The sequence below is a fragment of the Aurantimonas aggregata genome (assembly GCF_010500835.1).
GTDB lineage: Bacteria > Pseudomonadota > Alphaproteobacteria > Rhizobiales > Rhizobiaceae > Aurantimonas > Aurantimonas aggregata.
This window is the reverse complement of record NZ_JAAAMJ010000002.1, coordinates 131,648-154,982: the sequence shown is the minus strand read 5'-3', so window position 1 is coordinate 154,982 and position 23,335 is coordinate 131,648. Positions and strand designations below refer to the sequence as shown.

The following is a 23,335-nucleotide window of genomic DNA, read 5'->3' as shown; positions in this document are numbered from 1 at the left end:
GTGTCAGCTGCCTGCCGACGTCTCGCGCTCGCGCCGGAACGCCGCCTCGGCATCGACATAGGCTTCCTGGCGCGCAACGCTCCAGTAGCGCAGGAGGTCGAGCGGGATCGCCTCGCCGGTCACGGCGCAGCGGACGTAGGAGCCGGCGCGCAGCACCTGGAAGTCGGGCGTGGCGTAACGAAGGAGCGCCTCGCCGCCGCTGTCCATGCGGTTCATCGTAATCTCCGCTTCTCGGCCGGGTGCGTGTCGTCATCGGGCACGCATGCGGCATTGCCCGACTGTCCTAGGAGGGCTCGGCGGTAGCGTCAACGCCGAACAGCCACAGACGTGCGCTCAGCGCCGGCCGAACATCTTCTCGATATCGGCGAGCTTCAGGGCGATGAAGGTCGGGCGGCCGTGATTGCACTGGCCGGTTCCGGGCGTCGCCTCCATGTCGCGCAAGAGCGCGTTCATCTCTTCCGGGCGCAGCGACCGACCCGCTCGCACCGAGCCGTGGCAGGCGATGGTCGCCGCAACGTGGTCGATGCGGCTCTTCAGCGTCCCGGCGGTGCCGAGATCGGCGAGCTCGTCGGCGATGTCGAGGATCAGCCGCCGGCAGTCGACCTGGCCGAGGATCGCCGGTGTCTCGCGCACCGCGACCGCGCCCGGACCGAAGCGTTCGACCGCGAGGCCGAGCTGGCCGAGCGGCTCTGCATGCTCCGCCAGCCGCTCGGCGTCGTCCTCGGGCAGGTCGACGATCTCGGGGATCAGCAAGAGCTGCGAGGCCAGCGTCTTGCCGTGCAGCGCCGTCTTCAGCGCCTCGTAGACCAGCCGCTCATGTGCCGCGTGCTGATCGACGATGACCATTCCGTCCTCGGTCTCGGCGACGATGAAATTGCCGTGCAGCTGCGCCCGCGCCGCGCCGAGCGGATAGCGGCGCTCGGCGCCAGCTTCCGGATCGATGGGGTCGGCTCGATATGGCGGCGCTGCGCTATCGATCGGCCCTGCGGCGCCGTCGTCCTGTAACGGGCGATAAGGCGAGGTGGACGCGCTGTAGCTTGTCTGGGCCGGCGACGCGAACCCGCCAGGGGCGAAGCCGTCGAAGCGACGCGGCGCGGCTTCAGGAGCGCCCTCGGGGCGGAAGCGGTCCATCAGGCCGCTGGCGCCCGTGGTCGTAGCGCGCAGGCCCGCCGCGGTGAAGGCCTGGCGGATCGCGCCGACGATCAGGCCGCGGACCAGGCCGGGATCGCGGAAGCGCACGTCGGCCTTGGCCGGATGGACGTTGACGTCGACCAGCGCCGGGTCGAGCGTCAGGAACAGCACGGCCACCGGATGCCGGTCCCTGGCCATCACGTCGGCATAGGCGCCGCGCAGCGCCGAGAGGAGCAGCCGGTCACGCACCGGCCGTCCGTTGACATAGACATATTGCGCCAACGCGTTGCCGCGGTGGAAGGTCGGCAGGCCGGCGAAACCTTTGAGCTGCACGCCTTCGCGCTCGGCCGCGATGGCGATGGCATTGGCGCCGAAATCCTTGCCGACCACCGCCTCGATGCGCCGCAGGCTGTCGCGGCCGTCGACCGCCTCGAACACCGTCTGGGTGCGGTCGGGACCGGCGAGCTCGAACCGTACGGCCGGAAACGCGATGGCGAGGCGCCGGACGATCTCGGTGATAGCCGCGCCCTCGGCCCTGTCGCTCTTGAGGAATTTCAGCCGCGCCGGCACGGCATGGAAGAGATCGCGGACCTCGACCACCGTGCCGCGTGACAGGGCCGCCGGGCGCGGCCCGCTCACCCGGCCGCCATCGACGGCGATCTCGAAGGCTTCCGCGGCACCGGCCGCACGGGACTTCACCGTCAGCCGCGCCACCGATCCGATCGAGGGCAGCGCCTCGCCGCGAAAGCCGAGTGTTTCGATGGCGTCGAGCCCGCCCGCTAGCTTGGAGGTGCAATGGCGCCGCACCGCCAGCGGCAATTCGTCGGCGGCGATACCGCTGCCGTCGTCGGTGACGCGCAGGAGGCTCTTGCCGCCCGCGGCCGTGGCGATCTCGATGCGCCGCGCGCCCGCGTCGAGCGCGTTCTCAATCAGTTCCTTGGCGACGCTCGCCGGCCGCTCGACCACCTCGCCGGCGGCGATCTGGTCGATCAGGGCATCGGAGAGCTGGGCGATCGCCATGGGGTTTCGGCTGCCGGTGATGTGTCGGGGATCCGCGAGCGGGCTCACCCCGCTCGGATCCCGTGTCTATCGCGGCGGGGCGATGCGGGCAAACGCGGGCGGTGCGCGCCTGTGGACGGCGCGCCGTCTCAGACGCGTTCCTCGAGCATCACGTAGACCGACCGTCCCTCGACGATCAGCGTCTCTGAGGCATCGACCACGCAGGGTTTCTCCTGCGGCGCGTCGGAGCGGACATGCAGGCAGAAGCGGTGGCCGGGGCGGGGGAGGGGCAGCGTAACCGTCGAAGGCGCCCGCGCAGCGTTGAGATAAATCACCGCCCGCTCGCTCTCGTCGTCCGCGTCGCGCCGCGGCGCGTAGACCGACATGCCGAGGAAGTGCCGCCCGCCATCGTCCCAGTCGGATGCGTGCATCACCATGCCGTCCTCGCGCAGCCACTCGACGTCCGGCACGTCGCCGCCGTCGACCGGCGCGCCGGTGAGGAAGCGGTCGGCGCAGAGCGCCGGATGCTCGCGCCGCAGCCGGGAGAGCCGCGCGGTGAAGTCGATCAGCGCGTCGTCGGCGTTCTCCCAGTCCAGCCAGGAGATCTCGTTGTCCTGGCAGTAGGCGTTGTTGTTGCCGCCCTGGGTGCGGCCGAACTCGTCGCCGGCGACGATCATCGGCGTGCCGCGCGCCACCAGCAGCGTCGCCAGCAATGCCCGGATATCCTTGCCGCGCGCCTCGATGATGCCCGGGTCGTCGGTCTCGCCCTCGACGCCGTTGTTCCAGGAATGGTTCTCGTTGTGGCCGTCGCGATTGTCCTCGCCGTTGGCCGCGTTGTGCTTGTCGGTATACATGACGATGTCGGCGAGGGTGAAGCCGTCATGCGCCGCGATGTAGTTGACGCTGGCCGACGGGGACCGCCCGTCATGGTCGTAGATGTCGGCCGAGCCGGCCAGGCGCGTCGCCAGTGCCCCGGTCATGAAGCCGGCACCCTGCCAGAACTGCCGGACGTCGTCGCGGAAGCGGTCCTGCCACTCGAACCAGGGCTTGGGGAAATTGCCGACCTGGTAACCGCCCGGCCCGACATCCCAGGGCTCGGCCACATGGATGCGGTCCTTCAGCAGCGGATCTGCGGCGACCATCTTGAAGAACGGCGCGTCGGTCGAGAATCCCCCATCGACCCGGCCGAGCACGGTGGCGAGATCGTAGCGGAAACCGTCGATCCCGGTGGTCTCGACCCATGTCCGCAGCACGTCGACGAACATCCGCGCGACCGGCGCCTTATCGGTCGCCATGGTGTTGCCGGTACCGGTGTCGTTCAGCATGAAGGCTGGCTCGCCTTCCGGGTGGCGGTAGTAGAGCAAATTGTCGAGGCCGCGATAGGAGATCGTCGGGCCGGTCTCGTCGCCCTCGCCGGAATGGTTGAAGACGACGTCGAGCAGCACGCGGATGCCGCGCGCGTGCAGCGCCTCGACCGTGCGGCGGATTTCGGTAAGCCCGCCGGGCGCAAGCCGCGGATCGGGCGCCATGTGGGTGATCGGGTTGTAGCCCCAGGCATTGGTGAGATTGAGATTGAGCAGATGGCCTTCGTCGATCCACGCGGCGAGCGGCATCAGCTCGACCGTCTCGACGCCGATCCGCTGCAGATGATCGAGCAGGTAAGGTTCGGCCAGCGCCGCCACGGTGCCGCGGATCGCCGCCGGCACGTCCGGATGGCGCTGGGTGAAGGCGCGGACCTGCATCTCGTAGGTGAGGCCGGGCGGCGCGAAGGGCAGCGGGGCCGCATCGCGGGCGAGATCGGTGACTACGGCCCGCGGCACGAAGGCTGCGCTGTCGAGTTCGCGCCCCGGTGGCGCGGTCAGCACCGGCGTGTAGACGAACGGCCGATCGAGCTGGATCGCGTAGGGGTCGACCAGCAGCTTGGAATAGTCGAAGCGGTGACCTTCCTCCGGCTGGAACGGCCCGACGGCCCGCAGGCCGTAGCGGGCCCCGGCGGCCAGCCCCGGCACGAAGCCGTAGCGCGTGCCGCCGTCGCGGCCGGGCAAGGGCAGCCTGTCGGTCTCCAGGCTGCCTGCCTCGTCGAACAGGCAGAGATGGATCGCCTCGGCATTTTTCGAATAGACGGCGAAATGCACGCCGTCCGCCTCGATCGTCGCGCCGAGCGATGAAGGCCTGCCGCGCTCGGCGGTGATGTCGTAGGTCATGGGCTCGTCGTCGCGATCAGGTGATGACGTCGGGCCGGGTCCGGCCCGTGCGCTTCCTGATCTCGCCGATCGCGTCGGCGGTGTCGACAAGCTCCTTGAGCGCGATTTCCGGCGCCGTGGCATGGCGCGCCGGGTCCTTCTCGTAACGCTCGATATAAACCCGGAGCGTCGCCCCTTGCGTCCCCGTGCCAGACAGGCGGAAGACGATGCGCGAGCCGCCCGAGAAGACGATGCGGATGCCCTGGCCGGTGGCGACGGAGCCGTCGATCGGGTCCTTGTAGGAAAAATCGTCGGCCTCCGAGACGACGAGCGTGCCGAAGCGTTGGCCGGCCATCGAGGCGAGCCGGTCGTGCAGCGATTCCATCAGCCCCTCCGCCGCGGCGGAATCGATCTCCTCGTAGTCGTGCCGCTGGTAAAAGGTGCGGCCGAACTCGGCCCAATGGCTCTCGACCACCGCCCGGACGCTCTCGCGTCGCGCCGCCAAGATGTTGAGCCAGAGCAGCACGGCCCAGAGCCCGTCCTTCTCGCGCACGTGGTCGGAGCCGGTGCCGGCGCTCTCCTCGCCGCAGATCGTCACCTTGCCGGCGTCGAGCAGCGTCCCGAAGAACTTCCAGCCGGTGGGTGTCTCGTAGAGGCCGATACCGCGCTTCTCGGCGACCCGGTCGGCGGCCTGGCTGGTCGGCATCGACCTTGCGATGCCGGCGATGCCGCCGGCATAGGCGGGGGCCAGCGGCGCGTTGGCGGCAAGGATCGCCAGCGAGTCCGACGGCGAGACGACGATGCCCTTGCCGACGATCAGGTTGCGGTCGCCGTCGCCGTCCGAGGCCGCACCGAAATCCGGCCCGTCCGGCGCCATCATCTCCTCGATCAGGGCGGCGGCGTGGACCGCGTTGGGATCGGGGTGGCCGCCGCCGAAATCCGGCAGCGGCACGCCGTTGATCACCGTGCCGCGCGGGGCGCCGAGGCGGTTTTCGAGGATCTCCCGGCCATAGGGTCCAGTTACCGCATGCATCGCGTCGAAGCGCAGCGTGAAGCCCGAGGCAATGAACTCGCGGATCAGCGCGAAGTCGAACAGGCTCTCCATCAGGTCGGCATAGTCGGCGACCGGATCCACCACCTCGACGACCATGTCGCCCAGCCGGCTCTCGCCGATACGCGAGATGTCGGGGGCGGTTTCGGTCCAGACCCGGTAGCGTGTCAGGCTCGAGGCCTTGGCGAAGATCGCCTCGGTGATCCGCTCCGGGGCGGGGCCGCCATTGGCGATGTTGTACTTGATGCCGAAATCGCCGGTCGGGCCGCCCGGATTGTGGCTCGCCGAGAGGATGATGCCGCCGGATGCCTGGCGCTTGCGGATGAGGTGCGAGGCAGCCGGCGTCGACAGGAGCCCGCCGCGACCGACGATGACGCGGCCATAGCCGTTGGCCGCCGCCATGCGGATCGCCAGCAGGATCACCTCGCGGTTATAGAAGCGGCCGTCGCCGCCGATCACCAGCGTGTCGCCGTCGCCGGTCGCGACCGCGTCGAAGATCGCCTGCAGGAAGTTCGCCGCATAATGCGGCTGCTGGAAATGCGGCACCTTCTTGCGCAGGCCGGACGTGCCCGGCTTCTGGTCGTCGAAGGGCTTGGTGGCGATCGTCTCGATCATGGCGTCAATCTACTCTCTCGTGAGATCGCGGAAGAGATCTGCGTAGATCCGGGCGCTGGCGCGCCAGGATACATCCGCGTTCATGGCCGAAACCTGCATGCTTCGCCAGCCTTTCGGGTCGGCATAGAGCCTGAGCGCGCGGTCGACCCCCGCCATCAGTGCCGGGCCGGTGGGCGGGCCGAAGATTACCCCGGTCGCAACCCCGGCGCTGGCCGCGGCGTGGTTGGCGTCGATCACCGTGTCGGCCAGGCCGCCGACCTTGGAGACGAAGGGGATGCAGCCGTAGCGCAGGCCGTAGAGCTGGGTCAGGCCGCAGGGCTCGAACCGGGACGGGATGAGGATGGCGTCGGCACCGGCCTGAACCCGGTGCGACAGCGTCTCGTCATAGCCGATCCGCACGCCGACCCGGTCGGGATTGCGGGCGTGGGCGGCCAGGAACTGTCCCTCGATCGCGGACTCACCCGAACCGACGACCACCACCCGGGCGCCGCGCGCGACGATCGCGTCGCAAGCCTCGGCAACGAGATCGAGGCCCTTCTGCCATGTAAGCCGGCTTACAACGGCCAGGATCGGGCCGTCCTCCCGACGCAGCCCAAACTCGCCCTCGAGCGCCCGCTTGTTGTGGGTGCGGGCCTTCAACGCCCTCGAGCTGTAATGACAGGCGATGGCCGGATCGGTCTGCGGGTCCCAGACGCTCGTGTCGATCCCGTTGACGATGCCGACAAGCCGGTCGCCGCGGCCGCGCAACAGGCCGTCGAGCCCCATGCCGCCGGCTGGCGTCAGGATCTCGTCCGCATAGGTCGGACTGACCGTCGTGACGAGATCGGCGGCATGCAGCCCGCCCTTCAGGTAGCCAACATTGCCGTAATATTCGACGCCCTCGATCGACCAGGCGGTGTCCGGCAGGCCGAGGGAGGCGAAGATCGAACTCGGGTAGCTGCCCTGGAAGGCGAGGTTGTGGACGGTCACCACCGTTTTCGGCCGCGGCCGGTTCGACACCGCCAGATAGACCGGGGTGAGGGCCGCCTGCCAGTCATGGGCCTGGACGATATCCGGCAGAAAGCCCGGAATCGCGCCCTGCGCGATGGCCGCCCCGGCCTTGGACAGCGCCGCAAAGCGCGCCCAGTTGTCCGGATGGTCGAAACCGCCGGCGGTCACGTAAGGCCCGCCGGAACGGTCGTAGAGATGCGGGGCGTCGAGGACCAGCAGGTCGAGTCCGCCGAGCGTCGTCCCGATCACCACGGCCGGCCCGCCGAACAGATCGTCGAAGCGGCAGAGCGCGTCGCCCGAGCCGATCTGGCGCATCACGTCAGGATAGCCGGGCATCAGCGTCCGCACAGCGATGTCGTGCTCGGCGAGCGCCAGCGGCAGCGCGCCCGCCACGTCGGCAAGGCCGCCCGTCTTGATCAGCGGAAACACCTCCGAGGCGACGGAGAGCAGGCTGAGGCTCATCAGTAGGACAGCCTGTCGATCATCGGCTTGGTCACCAGGCAGATGCCGCTCTCGGTGCGGCGGAAACGCTTGGCGTCGAGCTCCGGATCCTCGCCGATGACCAGCCCGTCGGGGATGTGGACGCCGCGGTCGATCACCGCCTTGGTGATGCGCGCATGGCGGCCGATATGGCACTGCGGCAGCACCACGGCGTGGTCCAGCATCGAATAGGAGCGCTGCCGCACGCCGGTGAACAGCAGCGAGCGCCGCAGCATGCCGCCGGAGATGATGCAGTCGCCGGAGACCAGCGACGAGACGGCGGAGCCCCGGCGACCCTCCTCGTCATGCACGAACTTCGCCGGCGGCACGGTCTCCGCGTAGGTCCAGATCGGCCAGTCGCGATCGTAGATGTCGAGCGGCGGGATGATGTCGGTGAGGTCGATATTGGCCTGCCAGTAGGCGTCGACCGTGCCGACGTCGCGCCAGTAGGCCTCGGTGTCCGGCTCGTTTGCCGAGCGCACCACCGAGCGGTTGAAGCGATGCGCGTAGGCGACGCCGTGGCGCACGATATGGGGAATGATGTCCTTGCCGAAATCCCGGTTGGACGTTGTGTCGGCGGCGTCGCGCCGCAGCTGGTCCATGAGGAAATGCGTCTCGAAGACGTAGATGCCCATCGAGGCGAGCGCCGTGTCCGGCCGGCCCGGGATCGCCGGCGGGTCGGCCGGCTTCTCGATGAAGTCGGTGATCCGGTCCTTCTCGTCGACATGCATGACGCCGAAGCCGCTGGCTTCCATGCGCGGCACTTCCAGGCAGCCGACCGTCACGTCCGCCTTGGAGTCCACGTGCTGCTGCAGCATGAACTCGTAGTCCATCTTGTAGATGTGGTCGCCGGCGAGGATGACGATGTAGCGCGGCGCATAATCCTCGATGATGTCGATGTTCTGGTAGACCGCGTCGGCGGTGCCGGCATACCACTGGTCTTCCGAGACGCGCTGGCTCGCCGGCAGGATGTCGAAGCTCTCGTTGCGGCCCGGCCGCAGGAAGTTCCAGCCGTTCTGCAGGTGCCGGATCAGGCTGTGGGCCTTGTACTGCGTGGCGACGCCGATGCGCCTTATGCCGGAATTGATGGCGTTGGACAGGGCGAAATCGATGATCCGCGTCTTGCCGCCGAAGAACACCGCCGGCTTGGCGCGCGTATCGGTCAGTTCCAAGAGCCGGCTGCCCCGGCCGCCGGCCAGCACGTAGGCCATGGTGTCGCGCGCCAAAGGCGCGATGCGTCGATTCTCAGGCATTCTTCTCCCTCCCTAACGGCAGCGGGGGCCCCCGTGCATCGGACCGGCCGAGACCAGTCTGATGCCCGCTTGTGACCAGCAATATCCCCACGCGCCAGTCAGAGCGAGATAGCGCACCGCGCGCAAGCGGCTACGCCGTCAGCGTGCCAATGCGACAGAAAGCAGAGGCCCTCAACCGGCCTGGCCGGGCCCCGCCTTCCAGATGTCGCGGGCATACTCGCGGATCGAGCGGTCGGAGGAGAACCAGCCCATGCGGGCGGTGTTGTGGACCGCCTTGGCCTGCCACTCGTCCTGCCGGGTGTAGAGGTCGTCCAGCGTGCGCTGGGTGTCCCAGTACGCCTTGAAGTCGGCGCAGATCATCCACCAGTCGTTGTTGTAGAGGTTCGAGACCAGCGAGTGGAAGCGCGACGGGCTGTCGGGGCAGAACAGGCCGGAGGAGATCGCGTCCAGCGCCTCGCGCAGCATCGGCTCGTTGTCGATGATCGAGCGGCCGCTATGGGCCTCGCGGCGGCGCTGCGCCACCTCGCTGGCGGTCAGCCCGAAGATGAAGATGTTGTCCTCCCCGACATGCTCCAGCATCTCGACGTTGGCGCCGTCCAGCGTGCCGATGGTCAGCGCACCGTTCAGTGCGAACTTCATGTTGCCGGTGCCGGAGGCCTCGAGCCCGGCCGTCGAGATCTGCTCGGAGAGATCCGCCGCCGGCATGATGATCTCGGCGAGGCTGACATTGTAGTTCGGGATGAACACCACCTTCAGAAGGTCGCGCACCGCCGGATCGGCGTTGATCACCCGCCCGACATCGTTGGCCAGATGGATGATCTCCTTGGCCTGCACGTAGCTCGGCGCCGCCTTGCCGGCGAAGATCTTCACCCGCGGCGTCCAGTTGCGCTCGGGATGCGAGCGGATCTGGTCGTAGAGGGCGATGGCCTCGATGATGTTGAGGAACTGGCGCTTGTATTCGTGGATGCGCTTGACCTGGATGTCGAAGATCGCCGACGGGTCGACGCTCGTCGCCATGCGTTCGCCGATGACGTTGGCAAGCCGCTCCTTGTTCTGCCGCTTGATCGCGGCAAAGCGCTCGCGGAAGGCGGCGTCGTCGGCGAGATCGTCGATCTCGATGATCTTCTCGATATCGTCGAGGAAGCCCGGGCCGATCGCCTCGGTGATCAGCCCCGTCAGGCCGGGATTGGCCTCCATCAGCCAGCGCCGCGGCGTCACGCCGTTGGTCTTGTTCTGGATCCGGTCCGGATAGAGTTCGTGCAGGTCGCGGAACACCGTCTGCTTCATCAGGTCGGTGTGTAGCGCCGAGACGCCGTTGACCGCGTGGCTGCCGACGAAAGCGAGCTGGCCCATGCGGACGCGCCGGCCGTTGCCCTCGTCGATCAGCGAGATCGCGGCCACCTGGCCGTCGTCATAGCCATGCTCCTGGGCCGCCTCGCGAATGATCCCGGCATTGATCGCGTAGATGATCTGCATCTGCCGGGGCAGCAGCCGCTCGAACAGATGGATCGGCCAGTGCTCCAGCGCTTCCGGCAGCAGCGTGTGATTGGTGTAGGAGAAGGTGGCGCGGGTGATCGTCCAGGCCTCGTCCCATCCAAACCCGTGCACGTCGACGAGCAGCCGCATCAGTTCGGCCACCGACACGGCGGGGTGGGTGTCGTTCAGCTGGATCGCGACCTTGTCGGCAAGGTTCGACAGATTGTCGTTCTCTTCGAGATGCCGGCGGATGATGTCCTGCAGCGAGGCGGAGGAGAAGAAATATTCCTGCCGCAGGCGCAGCTCCTGACCTGCCTGGTGGGAGTCTGCCGGGTAGAGCACCCGCGTGATCGCCTCGGCCTTGTTGGATTCCACCAGCGCGCCGATGTGGTCACCGGAGTTGAAGGCATCGAGCAGGATCGGGTCGAGCGCCTGCGCGCTCCACAGCCGCAGCGTGTTCACCTGGCGGCCGCGCCAGCCGACCATCGGCGTGTCGTAGGCGACGGCGAGCACCCGCTCGGCAGGACGCCAGACCTGCCGCGCCGGGCGACCGGCTTCCTGAATCATCGAGACCTTGCCGCCGAAGCCGATCTCGTAGCTGGCGTTGCGCCGCTCGAACTCCCACGGATTGCCATGCACCAGCCAGTTTTCCGGCAGCTCCACCTGGGCGCCATCGGCGATCTCCTGGCGGAAGAAGCCGTGGACGTAGCGGATGCCGTAGCCGTAGCCGGGCACCCCGGTCGAGGCCATCGACTCCATGAAGCAGGCGGCGAGCCGTCCGAGGCCGCCATTGCCGAGCGCGGCGTCCGGCTCCAGGAGCTCGATCATGTCGAGCTCGACGCCGTAGCGCGCCAGCGCCTCGCGCACCGGCTCGGTGAGGCCGAGATTGTTGATCGCGTCGCGCAGCATGCGGCCGATCAGGAATTCCATCGAGAGATAGCAGACCCGCTTGCCGCCCTCTTCGGCGAAGCGATCGGCCGACTCGAACCAGTGGTCGATGATCCGGTCGCGAACCGCCAGGGTCGTGGCGCGCAGCCAGTCGTATTTGCGGGCCGAGGCCGGGTTCTTGCCGATCGAGTAGGTGAGTTTCTCGACGATCTGCCGGGCCAGCGTGTCCGGGTCGTTCAGCCGCGGCTCGGGCTTCTGGACACCGTTGCCATTCAGCGCGGCTTCGTTGGTCTGGACCGGTGCGGACATCAGATACCTCTTATTTTCCGGATGGCGTCGACGAGGCCGCCGGTCGACGCGTCGCGTCCCTCGGCCGTCGTTTCGCCGGTAACGACCGGCACCAGCCGGCTGGCGAGTTCCTTGCCGAGCTCGACGCCCCATTGATCGAAAGCGTTGATCCCGTAGAGTTGGGCTTCGACGAAGACGCGGTGCTCGTAGAGTGCGATGAGCCTGCCGAGCATGGCCGGGTCGAGAAGCGGATAGAGCAGCGTCACCGACGGCCGGTTGCCCGGGAACACCCGATGCGGCGCGATGGCTTCGGCCTCTTCGGGCGACCTGCCGGCGTCGAGCAGTTGCTGGCGCGCCTCGGCGAGGTCGCGGCCGCGCATCAGCGCCTCGCTCTGGGCAAGGCAATTGGCGAGCAGCAAATCCTGATGGATGCGCATCGACGCCGGCTCGTGCGCCAGGGCGCCGACCAGGAATTCGACGGGCACGACATCCGTGCCCTGGTGCAGCAGCTGGAAGAAGGCGTGCTGGCCGTTGGTGCCGGGCTCGCCCCACACGACCGGGCCGGAGATCGCCACCGGCTCACCGTTCGGCCCGACGCGCTTGCCGTTCGATTCCATGTCCAACTGCTGCAGATAGGCCGGGAAGCGTGCGAGGCGCTGGTCGTAGGGGATGATGGCGCGGGTCGGATAATGGCAGAGCGCGCGGTGCCAGTAGCCGACGAGGCCGAGCAGCACCGGCAGGTTCGCCTCCAGCGGCGCCGTCCGGAAGTGCTGGTCGACGTCGCGGCCGCCGGCAAGGAATTCGCGGAACCGCGCGCTGCCGATCGCCAGCATCAGCGGCAGGCCGATAGCCGACCAGAGAGAGTAGCGCCCGCCGACCCAGTCCCAGAAGCCGAACACCCGGTCCGCGGCGATGCCGAACTCGGCGACCTTGTCGAGCGCCGTCGAGACGGCGGCGAAATGCGCCTTCACCGCGTCCTCGCCCAGCGCGCCGGCAAGCCATTCGCGGGCGGTGGCGGCGTTGGTCATCGTCTCGATGGTGGTGAAGGTCTTGGAGGCGACGATAACCAGCGTCGTCTCGGGATCGAGCTTCGCCAGCGTGTCGGCGATGTGGGCGCCGTCGACATTCGAGACGAAATGCGTCCGCGGCCCGTCGTGATAGGGCGCGAGCGCCAGCGTCGCCATTGCCGGGCCGAGGTCGGAGCCGCCGATGCCGATATTGACGATGTCGGTGATGTTCCTGTCGGTCGCGCCGCGCAGTTCGCCCGTGCGAATCCGCTCGGAAAAGGCGGTCATCGCCTTGAGCACGTCCTCTACGGCGCCGCTCACCGGATTGCCTTCGGTGCGGTAGCCGTCCTTCGGCTCGCCGCGCAGCGCGACATGCAGGACCGCGCGGCCTTCCGTCTCGTTGATCAGCGCGCCGGCGAACATCGCGTCGCGCCGCTCTTCGAGCGACCGCGCGCGGGCGAGATCGAGCAGCGCCTGCAGTGCTGCGGCATCGATGGACGTCTTGGAAAAATCCAGCAGAAGATCGCCGTGACGGGCGGAAAATCGTGCGAACCGGTCCGGATCGGCGGCGAACAAGGCGCGCGGCCCGTTCTGCTGTGCGGCCGCCGCCAGTGTCGCGAGATCCGCCCCGCGGGTTTCGTCAGGCCTCATCCACAGGCTCCTGTTGCCGCAGTCCGACGCGCGGCAGAATTCGAGAGCCGGCTAGCCGTCCCTTTAGGCCGGTTCACCGGGCGTGGCAAACAGTCTTGTCGGAAATTGTGATGGGAATTCGTGCAGATTGGAAGCCTGCCTGAATCTTGATCCGAAGCAGCGGGAGCGGCGACATGCGCCGCTCCCGCTGGGTGTCCAGCTACCGGTCAGTCGATGGTGACGGTCTTGACGTTCATGAAGGCGTGCATGCCTTCGCCGGAGAGTTCGCGACCATAGCCGGAGCGCTTCACCCCGCCGAAGGGCAGGCGGGGATCCGACGCGGTCATGCGATTGAAGTTGGTTGCACCCTGGTCGAGTTCGCGCACGAAACGCTGCTGCTCGGCAGGCTCGTTTGTCCAAACCGATCCGCCGAGGCCGAAATCGGAATCGTTGGCGAGCGCGATCGCCTCGTCGGTGCTGCGCACCTTGAAGAAGATCGCGCAGGGGCCGAACAGCTCCTCGCGATAGGCTGGTGCCGCTTCCGGCACGTCCGCGATGATCGAGGGCTGGAAGAAATAGCCCGGCCCCTCGGGCGCGCCGCCACCGGTGACCAGCTTCGCCCCGGCCTTCACCGAGCGGCTGATCTGATCGCCGAGGTCGTCGACGCTGGAGGGCAGCGCCAGCGGGCCCATGCCGGTCTCCGCGTCCATAGGATCGCCGAGCTTGATCGCCTCGACCTTTTCCCGGTAGCGGCCGAGATAGTCCTCGTAGACGTCCTCGTGGACAATGAAGCGCTTGGCGGCGATGCAGCTCTGGCCGTTGTTCTGCATGCGGGCGACGACGCCGACCTCGGCAGCCTTTTCGAGATCCGCGGAGGGCATGACGATGAACGGGTCGGAGCCGCCGAGCTCCAATACCGTCGGCTTGAGCTCCGAGCCGGCGACGGCGGCGACGGCGGAGCCGGCACCCTCGCTGCCGGTCAGCGTGGCGGCGCGGATGCGCGGGTCACGCAGGATGCCCTCGACCCGTTTGGAGGAGACCAGCAACGTCTGGAACACGCCCTGCGGCGCGTCCGCCTCGAGCAGGATTTCCTCGATCTTCATCGCGCAGAGGCTGACATTCGAGGCGTGCTTCAGGATGCTGACATTGCCCGCCATGATCGCTGGCGCGGCAAAACGGAGGACCTGCCAGAACGGGAAGTTCCATGGCATGACCGCGAGGATCGGCCCCATCGGCAGATAGGCGACGTAGTTCTGCTTGGCCGGTCCGTCACGATGATCGTCGGCGAGCAGCCTTTCGCCATGGTCGGCGTAATAGCGGCAACCGACGGCGCATTTCTCGACCTCGGCGACGGCTTCCTTCAGACGCTTGCCCATTTCCAGCGTCGCAAGACGACCCAGTTCCTCCTTCTTGGCTTCGAGCAGATCCGCGGTGCGGCGCAGGAGGTCGGCGCGGCGGCTGAATGGCGAGCGACGCCAGTCGGCAAAGGCCGCGTCGGCGTTGGCCAGCGCATGCTCGACGTCCTTGTCGCTGTGCTCGGCGAATTCCTCGATCGTCTCGCCGGTGGCCGGATTGATGCTCGTCGGCATGGGATGCTCCTGGTTCAGCAGATCGCAGCGAAGGATGCCGCGGTTCGGCGCCAAGATAGGCTACCGGCCAGGATTCGAAAGGGTGGTTTCGCTCGGCGCCGCCAAGGCCCTGAGACGGAGGGTAGGCGGAGTTGTCAGGCGGCGGATGGCGGGCGCTAGAACTCGCCCTCGTAGAACACGCCGACCTCGCCGCCACCCTGAGCGTCCACCGCGCCGCGCGCCTTGAGTCCGGCGCCGAGATCGAGATCGATCGACACGCGACCCGTCGAGTCGACGCCGAGATAGGTGTTGTCGTTGATGTAGCGCCCGACGCCGACGGCGGTCTGGCCGTCGGCGGTGGTGCGGATGTCGAGATCGTCGACTCCAAGCTGCGCCCGCAGATTCTCCAGAAGCCCGGTCGAGCCGCCGACGCCGGCGAGCGATGCGGCGGCCTCGGCAAGCTGCGCGATCTGCAGCGGCGACAGGTTCGACGTACCCTGGTCGAAGATCAGCCGGGCCAGGACCTCGTCCTGCGGCAGGGCCGGGGACGCGGAGAAGGTGAAGCTCGGGTCGTTCGCCGGCCCGGTTACCGCGACATAGACGGTCGCGTCGCCGGTATCCGATGCCGCGAGCAGGTCGAGCGTCGGGATCAGCGCGCCGGTGAAGCTCAGCCGGCCGCGCTCGAAATCGAGGCGCCGGCTGAGGATGATGAAGCGGCCGCGCTGCAGCTCGAAGCCGCCGACGATGCTCGGCGCGTTGGCTGGCCCGGTGATCTGGATCGTGCCGCCGAGCTCGACATCGAGGCCGCGGCCGCGCACGAAGACCCGGCTCGGGGCGTTGAAGGTCAGGTCGAAGGCGATGCCCCCCTGCGAGGCGCCTTCGCCGCGGTTCGGGAACAGCTCGCGCTGCTGCTGCAGAACCGCCGCGCTGGCGTTGACGTGGGTCACGTCGATCCGGGCGAGCGAGCCCGGCAGGTTCTCCGGCACGAGGACGTTGATCTCGGAAGCGTTGATCGTCCCGGCGAGGAGCGGGGTCTGGGTCAGCGGCCCGGTCAGCGTGAGATCGGCGCTGAGCCGCGCGCCGATCAGTTCGCCGTCGCTGTAGCGGCCATCGACGAGGCTGATCGTCAGGTCGGCGGGAAATCCGTCCGACAGGCCGACACTGCCGCCGATCGACAGCTGTCCGCCGGACGAAAGGTTGGCACTGAAGGACTGGATCGTCGCCGTCTGGCCGTTGAGCGCAATCGTGGTCGAGATGCCGTCGATGGCGATGTTGGCGCCGGTGTCGACGAAGCGCGACCCCTCGGTCGAGATCGTTCCGACGACGTTCGGCTGGCTGGCAGGGCCGGTGACCCGCGCGTCGATCCGGGCCGTTCCCTCGAGCGAGCGGCCGCCGTCGGCGAGGATGCTGTTGGCAAGCGACAGCGGCGCGGTGCCGGCAAGGGTGAGGTCGAGCTGCGGCGTCCCCGCCAGGTTGACCGAGCCGTCGGCCCGGAAGTCGATGCCGTTGCCGGTCAGCGTCGTCGTGGTGGTGACGGCGTTGCCCGTGTATTGGCCGCTGCTGTCGATCGCCAGCGCGCCGACACCGGCGTCGCGGGTCTGCTGGATCGACGCGCCCGTGACGGCGATATCGTAGGTGACGGACGGGCTGGAAGGCGATCCCGCCGCCCGGACCGTGCCGTTGATCGTGCCCTGCGGCGCGATGTCGGGCGCCGCCGAGCCGGCGATGGATGCGGGCACGTCGTTGATCTGGGCCGTCAGGTTCAACGCATTGGCGCCGGCGGTGCCGGTGACATCGATCGAGCCCCCGCCGATCGCGACATTGGCCGTGTCCAGCCGCAGCGTATCGCCGGCATACTGCCCCGCGACCGTGCCGTTGATCGCAGGCGCACCCGCGGCGCGACCCTGGGCGACGGAGACATTGTTCAGGGCGATGTCGAAGCGGGCGTCCGGGTTGCCGATCGAGCCGGTCGCGGTGGCCGTGCCGTCGATCGTGCCTTGCGCCCCGAGCCCGTCGACGAAGCCGTTGGCGAGGCCGACGGGGAGTCGGTTGATCTGGACATTCACATCCAGTTGCTGGCCGACCGTACCCCGTGCGGTCAGCGAGCCGTCACCGACCGTGACATCAGCATTGGCGATGGTCGCGGTGCCGTCGGCATAGGAGCCGGCAACGTCGAGCGACAGCGGCGCGACGCCGGACTGGGCAATCTGCCGGCTGGTGATGCCGGTGCCGGTGAGGTCGAATGTCGCCTGCGGGTCGGACAGCGAGCCGGTCGCCGTGCCGCTGCCGGAAATCGTGCCCTCGGCGTTCAGCCCGTCGACGAAGCCGTTGGCGAGGCCGACCGGCAGGTCGTCGAGGCGGAGGTCGATGTCGAGATTTTCGCCGATCGTGCCCGATGCCGACAGCGAGCCGTTGCCGACGGTGAGATTCGCATTGGCGATGGTCGCGGTGCCGTCTGCATAGGCGCCGGAGACGTCGAGCGAGAGCGGCGCGATGCCGGACTGGGCGATCTGCCGTGTCGTGATGCCCGTGCCGTTGAGGGTGAATTCGGCCCGCGGGTCGGAAAGCGAACCGGTCGCCGTGCCGTTGCCGGAGATCGTGCCCTCCGCCGCCAGATCGGGCAGATAGCCATTCACCAGACCGACGGGCAGCTGGTCGGCCGAAAGCTGCAGGTTCAGCCGCTCGCCGACCGTGCCGCTGGCCGTGAGCGATCCCTCGCCGACGTTCACGCGGGCGGTCGAAAGGTTCAGCGTGCCGTCGGCAAGATTGCCCGACGCGGTGAGCTCGAGCGGCGCGATGCCGCTTGCTTCGATGCCGTCGGCGGTAATGCCGGAGCCGGCAAGGTCGAACGTGGCGGCCGGGTCGGACAGCGTGCCGGTGGCGCGGGCGGTGCCCGAGATCGTGCCCTCGGCGCCGAGCCCGTCGACGAATCCGTTCACGAGGCCGACGGGAATGCTGTTGACGTCGACCGCGACGTCGAGGGTCTCGCCGATCTGGCCGGAAGCGGTGAGCGAGCCGTCCCCGACATTGACCACGGCCGTTTCGAGGTCGGCCGTGCCGTTGGCATAGCTGCCGACAAGCCGCAGATCGAGCGGCGCGACGCCGGACTCGGCGATCTCGCGGGTGGTGATGCCGCTGCCCGACAGGTCGAAGGTCGCCGCCGGATCGGACAGCGATCCGCTGGCGTCGGCTGTTCCGGAAATGATGCCCTCGGCCTCGAGACCCGGCACGAAGCCGTTGGCGAGCCCGACCGGCAGGTCGTTGGCGCGCAGCGTCAGGTCGAGCGTTTCGCCGATCGTGCCCGAGGCGGTGAGCGATCCGTCGCCGACCGCGACATTGGCTTCGGCCAGATCCAGCGTGCCGTCGGCGTAGGAGCCGGAAAGGTCGAGCGTCAGCGGCGAAATACCGGCCGCAGCGATCTCCTCGGCGGTGATCTCGCGGCCCTCGATGTCGAAAGTCGCGGACGGATCGGCCCGCGAGCCGCTGACGCTCGCCGTGCCCGAGACGGTGCCGGCAGCGTCGAGCCCGTCGACGAAGCCGTTGGCGAGCGCGGCGGGGACGTTGTCCAGCGCGACGCTGATGTCGAGCTGCTCGCCGACCGAGCCGTTGGCGACGATCGACCCGTCGCCGAGGTCGACCCGCGCGGTCTCGAGCATCAGCGTGCCGCTTTCATAGGTGCCGGCGAGCACCGCCTCGACGGGCGGGACATTGGCGGCGCGCGACTGGCCGACCGCGAGTTCCGTGGCGTTGATCGAGAAGCGTGCCGCCGGGTCCGAGGCGGCGCCGGAAATGTCGGCGGAGCCGTCGATCTGGCCGGCAGCGGCAAGGCCCGGCACGAACGGGTTGGCGATGGCGGCGGGAACCGAGTCGAGCCGCAGCGCGAGGTCGAGCGTCTCGCCGGCCGTGCCGGCGAGGGATACCGTGCCTTCGCCGGTGTCGAGAACGATCTGCGGCAGCGTCGTCGTGCCGTCGGCGATGCGGATCGTCGCCGGCTCGCGCAGGCTGACTTCGGCGTCAGGGATTTCCGCTTCGAGGCGCGAGAGCGTGATCAGTGTCGTGCCCGGCTCGAAGCTGGCATTGCCTTCGAGGCGCAGCGGCACGCCGTTGGCCTCGGCGGTGGCTGCAAGGCCGGTGGCGTCGCCCTGGCGCGTGAGGTCGATGGCGAGGTAGCGCACCGAAAGGCCCGCGGCATCGATCGCCTCGGCGCTGACGCGCCCCGTGGGCCGCGGCGTGCCGAGGTAATCGCTGACTTCGAGGTCGATGATCGCGGCCTGGAGCGTGTTGCCGGCAAAGCCGATCGAGTCGCCCACGAGTTCCAGTGTCGCCACTGGTGTGTCGTCGCCGTCCACCGACAGATCGATCGTGCCGGTGACGTCGCCGGAAGCATCGACGCCGCCAAGCGCTGCCAGCGGGCCGATATCCTCGACGTCGACATTCAGCGTGCCCACCGGGGCAAAGGCGGAAGTGAGCGTCAGGTCGCCGGTGATCGCGTTCGGGCCCTGGCGGATGGCAAGGTCGTTGATCCGGCGTTCGCCATTGGCAAGCGTCTCGAGCTGCGCCGTGCCCGACAGCGGCTGGCCGTCGAGCGTGCCGGTGATCTCCACCGTCCCTGCCGGCGCGGATGCGTTGAACGTCCCGCGTGCCGTGACGTTGAGATCGGCGAGTTCGCGCCCGTTGATGCTGAGCCCGTTGCCGGAGATCTGGAGATCGACGTCGGGCTGCTCGACCGGCCCGGAAGCGGTGAGCGAGAAGGTCGCAGCGCCGGAGAAGGCGGAATTTACCGTGCTCGCCTGCTGGAGTTCGCCATCGATATCGGCCGAGACAGTGCCGTCCGACAGCGCGGCACGGCCGCCGATCGTCAGACCCTCGCCGCGCACCGACAGGTCCTGGGCCGAGATGCCGGCATCCGGGGTGCGGGCGAAGCGGCCGGAGACGGCGAGTTCGTCGCCGGCCAGCGGGATCGCCGCCGCCGACAGCGCGGCGGTCTGGAAAGCCGATTCGAGCGCGAGATCGAAGGTCGCGAAGTTCAGCGCGGCCGTACCCTGAAGATTGATCGAGGCGACATCGGTGATGGCGCGGCTCGGATTGAACACGAGGCCGTCCTCGGTCAGCGCGCCGTCGACGGCAAGGCGCAGCGGCCCGGTGAGGAAACGGTCGGCGAGCCCCTCGGGGGCGGCGACCTCGGCGGCCGTCGCCTCGATTGCAAGCGGTCCCTGGAAGCCGGAAAGATTGAAGCCGGTACTGGTCAGCGTGGCATCGACATTGGTCGCGACGTATTCGCCGTAGCCGGCTCGCGGCAGCTGTGCGGTAACGTTGAGGCCGGCGGCGCCGAGCGCACCGGTGATCTGGCCTTCGAGTCCGGTGATCTCGAGTTCCGTCGCGCCTGGCGGCGTGCCGAAGGAGAGGGCGATCGGGCTGCCGTCGCGCGAGGCAATCGCGACGGTCAGGTCGTTGCCGGCGCCGGAGAGATCGAGCGTGCCGCTCGCGGTCGCAGCCAGCGCGTCCGAGGAGAGCTCCGCCTGGTCGACGACGTAGAGGCCGTCGTCGCGCACCAGCATCTGCACGTCGAGATTGGCGCCGCCTTGCAGGAAGCGCTGGTACTGCTCGGGTACGTATTGCTGTGCCGCGACGCTGAGCGAGGCTGAAACCCGGCGGCCGTCATCGGCGCCGTCGACACGGGCGGTCAGCGTCGCTGCCTGCTCACCGCCGACGGAGAGCGAGCCGTTTGCCATGAAGGCCGACAGCGGCCCGGAGCCGTTGATCGCAAGGTCCACGGCCGGCCGGTCCGGGATGTCGAGCAGCGTCGCGACGAGACCGCCGGCCGGTTCGCTCGCCGTTACGTCCAGTCGCAGCTGGTTCTGGTCGGGCGCGTAGCCGATGTCGAGGGCGATCTGCCCCGGCTGGTCGAGCCGGTCGATATTGGCCCGGACATCGAGACTGGTCGGATCGGCGGCCAGCGTCAGGCTGCCATTTGCCCGCAGCCGTGCCTCCGTCCCGGCGATCGCGGCGCCGACGACGAATTCCTCGATCGCCAGATTGCCGATGTCGGCGGTGATCGACGGCAGGGAGAAGCCCGAGCTGTCCCCTTCGGTCTCCGGTTGGCCCGTCGGCAGCCGCTCGAGGACGATCTGGCCCGCTGACAGGTTCTCGATGGAGAGATTGGAGCGCACCAGCGCGAAGGGTGACCAGTCCATCGCGAGGTCACTGGCGGTCAGGAAGGTGCCCTGCGGATCGCTTACCGTGACGCTGGCAATGCGCAGGCGCCCGGTCAGGGCGCCGGAGAGGCCCTCGATCTCCACCTGCATCGTGTCGCTCGACAGGAAGTTCTCGAGCTGGTTGGCTACGAAGCCCTGCGCCGCCGCCGGGCGCATCGGCGCCAGCGTCAGCATCGAAGCCGCGAGGCATGCAAGGAGGGCGAGCGAGAAGGACCGGAGTGCTTTCATCAGAAGGCTTGCCCGATGCCGGCATAGATCTGGTAGCTCGCATCGCGCGGGCCGGGATCGAGCGGGATGGCGACGTCAAGCCGGATTGGCCCGAAGCTGGTCAGGTAGCGGGCGCCGACGCCGGCGCCGATCTTGAACTCGGAGAAGTCGGGGACGAAGTCGTCGCCGACCGTTCCGACATCGACGAACGGCACGATCTGGATGTTTTCGGTCACGCCGATCCGCGCTTCCGCCGAGGCCTCGAACAGCGACAGTCCGCCGGTCGGGGTGTCGGTGAAGACCTCGTTGAAGCCCGGCGGCGCGAAGGACGGATAATACGGTCCGACCGACTGGAACTCGTAGCCGCGCACCGAACCGCCGCCGCCGGCGAAGAAGCGCCGGTCGTTCGGGATGTCCTGGAGATCGGCGCCGAAGATCGTGCCGTAGCCGACGCGGCCGGCGAGGATGAAGCGGTCGCTGTCGGAGAGCGACAGATAGCTGCGCCCGTCCAGCCGCGTCTTGGCAAAGGGAGTCTCGGTGTTGAAGCCGTAGGTCGGCTCGACCAGGGCCTGGGCGTAGAAGCCCTCGGTCGGATTCAGCTCGTTGTCGCGGTTGTCGAACGTGTAGGTGATCGGCAGCGATGCCAGCAGATAGTCCTGCGTGCCGAGATAATCGGTGATTTCCTCGTATTCGCCGCGCAGGATCACCGAAACCGTCTGGTTCGGGTCAATCTCGTACTCGACGCCGCTGGTCGCGGCATAGCTGACGCGGTCGTAGGCTAGCGGCTGCTCGCTCTTGGCTTCCAGCGAGCCGATATAGACCGAGTTGGGACCCAGCACGCCCGGCTTCTTGAAGACCAGCGAGGCGGCATAGTCGGCACCGTCGGTCTCACGTGCCTCGTCGGACAGGGCGGTGGCGCCGAGGCGCGAGATCGATGCGTCCAGCCGGATCGATTCGGCCCGGCCGAACAGGTTGCGGTGGCCGACATAGCCGGAAGCCCCGGCGCCGGCGGTGTTGGAATAGGTGGCGCCCACGCCGTAGAAGCCGAACTTGCGTTCGCCGACCTCGATCTGCACCGGCAGCGAGCCGTCCGCCGCCTGCGCCTTCGCCTCCCTGACGGTGACGCTTGAAAAGACGTCGAGCTTCAGCAGCCGGTCGCGGGCTTCGGAAAGCTCCTCGGGCGAGAACACCTCGTCCGCCTTGACGCCCGCCATGTAGGCAATGAATCCCGGATCGACGTCCTTCGCCCCTTCGACGTAGGTCTGCCCGAACGGGACGGGGTTTCCCGGCGCGAGATCCACGTCGTATTCCAGCCGGTCGGTGGCGGCATCGGCGATGATGTCGCGATCGGTGACGGCGACGAAGGGGCGTCCCTGCTCGCGCAATTCGCGGAAAAGCCGCGCCTCGCCCGCGAGCACGTCGGCGGAGCCGGCGGAGGCGCCGGGCGTCAGGTCGTAGCGCGCCGGATCGATCGGGATCCCCTGTGTAGAGATCGAGACGCGCCCCAGCGTATAGAGCGGGCCGGGGCGCACCCGGATCGACACCGGGACGGGGCGCGATGTGTCGAACTCGGCATCCGGCTGAAGGTCGACGATGTTGCGGCCTTCGATGAAGATGTCGACGAGCCCGTCATAGCGGGCGTTCTCGAACAGCGCTGCGACGAGCCGGCGGCGGTCGTTGCGGGCCCGGGACAAAAGACCCAGCGAGCCGGATACTGCTTCCTCCTCGCCGGAGATCAGCGTCGATGCGTCCCGAATGCTGGATTCGATCGAGCCGTCGTCGCCTGGCGCCGGGGCCACGGTCAGGCTCACCGAGTAGCGGATCGGGTCGATGATGTCGGCGTCCGGCGCCTCGTCCTCGAAGAAGCGGAAGCCGAAGATCTCGAAGGCGGCAGCCGAGCGGGGGCTGGCGGCCACGAGACACGAGCCGGCCGCCAGTATCACCAGCTTCGCGCAGGAGTTGACCCTATAATGCAATAATTCGCTTCCCGCTGCCGCTCGAACTCGCTGTGGGGGGCGCAACCGACACCCACCGCCGCGCTGTCGCGCTGGCGACGTCGTTCGTGCGGTCGAAATTCTCCCCCTGCGTTTCCTAGCATGGCGGGAAATCGTGAAATAACAACTACAAGCCGTTACTCGATGTCGTCTCCACCCCGTGCGGAAGTGATTCCGCTGGCTGCTTGTGCCGCAACGGTCACAGCTTCCGCAGGGTAGGGCAGGGCCGCCGAGACATCTCGTCGCGCCCGCCTGCCGAGCGCTGTTGCAAGCTCACCGCGTCGTTCGCCCTCCTTTGGAGGCTCCCCCAATGCGCCGGGTGCGGCTGAATGGAATGGTTCTGAAAAGCGCTTGAAGCCG

General features: G+C 68.3%; 11 protein-coding genes. All 11 read right to left on the bottom strand.

Annotation, left to right across the window (positions count from 1 at the left end; genetic code table 11):
* Positions 1-3: 3 nt before the first annotated feature.
* The 11 genes from GTW51_RS05030 to GTW51_RS04980 all read right to left on the bottom strand — a co-directional run bounded on the left by GTW51_RS05030 (position 4) and on the right by GTW51_RS04980 (position 22,957).
* Positions 4-216, bottom strand: a complete 213-nt coding sequence (locus tag GTW51_RS05030; RefSeq protein ID WP_203565896.1) for a DUF2093 domain-containing protein — start codon at positions 214-216, stop codon at positions 4-6.
* 117 nt (positions 217-333) lie between these two features.
* Positions 334-2,151, bottom strand: coding sequence for a DNA mismatch repair endonuclease MutL (gene mutL, locus GTW51_RS05025; RefSeq protein ID WP_163042810.1), 1,818 nt, complete (start codon positions 2,149-2,151; stop codon positions 334-336).
* A gap of 128 nt (positions 2,152-2,279) precedes the next feature.
* Positions 2,280-4,334 carry a glycogen debranching protein GlgX gene (glgX, locus tag GTW51_RS05020; RefSeq protein ID WP_163042809.1) on the bottom strand — a complete coding sequence of 685 codons (2,055 nt, stop codon included), beginning with the start codon at positions 4,332-4,334 and terminating at the stop codon, positions 2,280-2,282.
* A gap of 16 nt (positions 4,335-4,350) precedes the next feature.
* Positions 4,351-5,979 carry an alpha-D-glucose phosphate-specific phosphoglucomutase gene (locus GTW51_RS05015; RefSeq protein WP_163042808.1) on the bottom strand — a complete coding sequence of 543 codons (1,629 nt, stop codon included), beginning with the start codon at positions 5,977-5,979 and terminating at the stop codon, positions 4,351-4,353.
* 9 nt (positions 5,980-5,988) lie between these two features.
* Positions 5,989-7,431 carry a glycogen synthase GlgA gene (gene glgA, locus GTW51_RS05010; RefSeq protein WP_163042807.1) on the bottom strand — a complete coding sequence of 481 codons (1,443 nt, stop codon included), beginning with the start codon at positions 7,429-7,431 and terminating at the stop codon, positions 5,989-5,991.
* Positions 7,431-8,702, bottom strand: a complete 1,272-nt coding sequence (gene glgC, locus GTW51_RS05005; RefSeq protein WP_163042806.1) for a glucose-1-phosphate adenylyltransferase — start codon at positions 8,700-8,702, stop codon at positions 7,431-7,433. The genes glgA and glgC overlap by 1 nt, the downstream gene beginning before the upstream one ends.
* A 171-nt stretch (positions 8,703-8,873) precedes the next feature.
* Positions 8,874-11,375 (bottom strand): glycogen/starch/alpha-glucan phosphorylase, encoded by a 2,502-nt coding sequence (locus GTW51_RS05000; RefSeq protein ID WP_163042805.1) that lies wholly within the window; start codon positions 11,373-11,375, stop codon positions 8,874-8,876.
* Positions 11,375-13,012 (bottom strand): glucose-6-phosphate isomerase, encoded by a 1,638-nt coding sequence (gene pgi / locus GTW51_RS04995; RefSeq protein WP_163042804.1) that lies wholly within the window; start codon positions 13,010-13,012, stop codon positions 11,375-11,377. Before pgi ends, GTW51_RS05000 begins: the two co-directional genes overlap by 1 nt.
* A gap of 206 nt (positions 13,013-13,218) precedes the next feature.
* Positions 13,219-14,580: an NAD-dependent succinate-semialdehyde dehydrogenase gene (locus GTW51_RS04990; protein ID WP_163042803.1), complete on the bottom strand. Its 1,362-nt coding sequence runs from the start codon at positions 14,578-14,580 to the stop codon at positions 13,219-13,221.
* Positions 14,581-14,735: 155 nt separating this feature from the next.
* Entirely contained in the window at positions 14,736-21,002 is a 6,267-nt protein-coding gene (locus GTW51_RS04985) for a translocation/assembly module TamB domain-containing protein (protein ID WP_163042802.1), read from the bottom strand.
* Complete coding sequence (locus tag GTW51_RS04980) at positions 21,002-22,957, bottom strand: autotransporter assembly complex protein TamA (protein ID WP_246232645.1); 1,956 nt, start codon at positions 22,955-22,957, stop codon at positions 21,002-21,004. The genes GTW51_RS04985 and GTW51_RS04980 overlap by 1 nt, the downstream gene beginning before the upstream one ends.
* Between the last annotated feature and the right edge of the window lie 378 nt (positions 22,958-23,335).

Excerpts from the sequence above, each read along its gene's own strand:
- GTW51_RS04985 (WP_163042802.1), bottom strand. The coding sequence starts at position 21,002 with ATGAAAGCACTCCGGTCCTTCTCGCTCGCCCTCCTTGCATGCCTCGCG.
- GTW51_RS05000 (WP_163042805.1), bottom strand. The coding sequence starts at position 11,375 with ATGTCCGCACCGGTCCAGACCAACGAAGCCGCGCTGAATGGCAACGGT.
- glgX (WP_163042809.1), bottom strand. The coding sequence starts at position 4,334 with ATGACCTACGACATCACCGCCGAGCGCGGCAGGCCTTCATCGCTCGGC.
- pgi (WP_163042804.1), bottom strand. The coding sequence starts at position 13,012 with ATGAGGCCTGACGAAACCCGCGGGGCGGATCTCGCGACACTGGCGGCG.
- GTW51_RS05030 (WP_203565896.1), bottom strand. The coding sequence starts at position 216 with ATGAACCGCATGGACAGCGGCGGCGAGGCGCTCCTTCGTTACGCCACG.
- glgC (WP_163042806.1), bottom strand. The coding sequence starts at position 8,702 with ATGCCTGAGAATCGACGCATCGCGCCTTTGGCGCGCGACACCATGGCC.
- GTW51_RS05015 (WP_163042808.1), bottom strand. The coding sequence starts at position 5,979 with ATGATCGAGACGATCGCCACCAAGCCCTTCGACGACCAGAAGCCGGGC.
- GTW51_RS04990 (WP_163042803.1), bottom strand. The coding sequence starts at position 14,580 with ATGCCGACGAGCATCAATCCGGCCACCGGCGAGACGATCGAGGAATTC.
- glgA (WP_163042807.1), bottom strand. The coding sequence starts at position 7,431 with ATGAGCCTCAGCCTGCTCTCCGTCGCCTCGGAGGTGTTTCCGCTGATC.
- mutL (WP_163042810.1), bottom strand. The coding sequence starts at position 2,151 with ATGGCGATCGCCCAGCTCTCCGATGCCCTGATCGACCAGATCGCCGCC.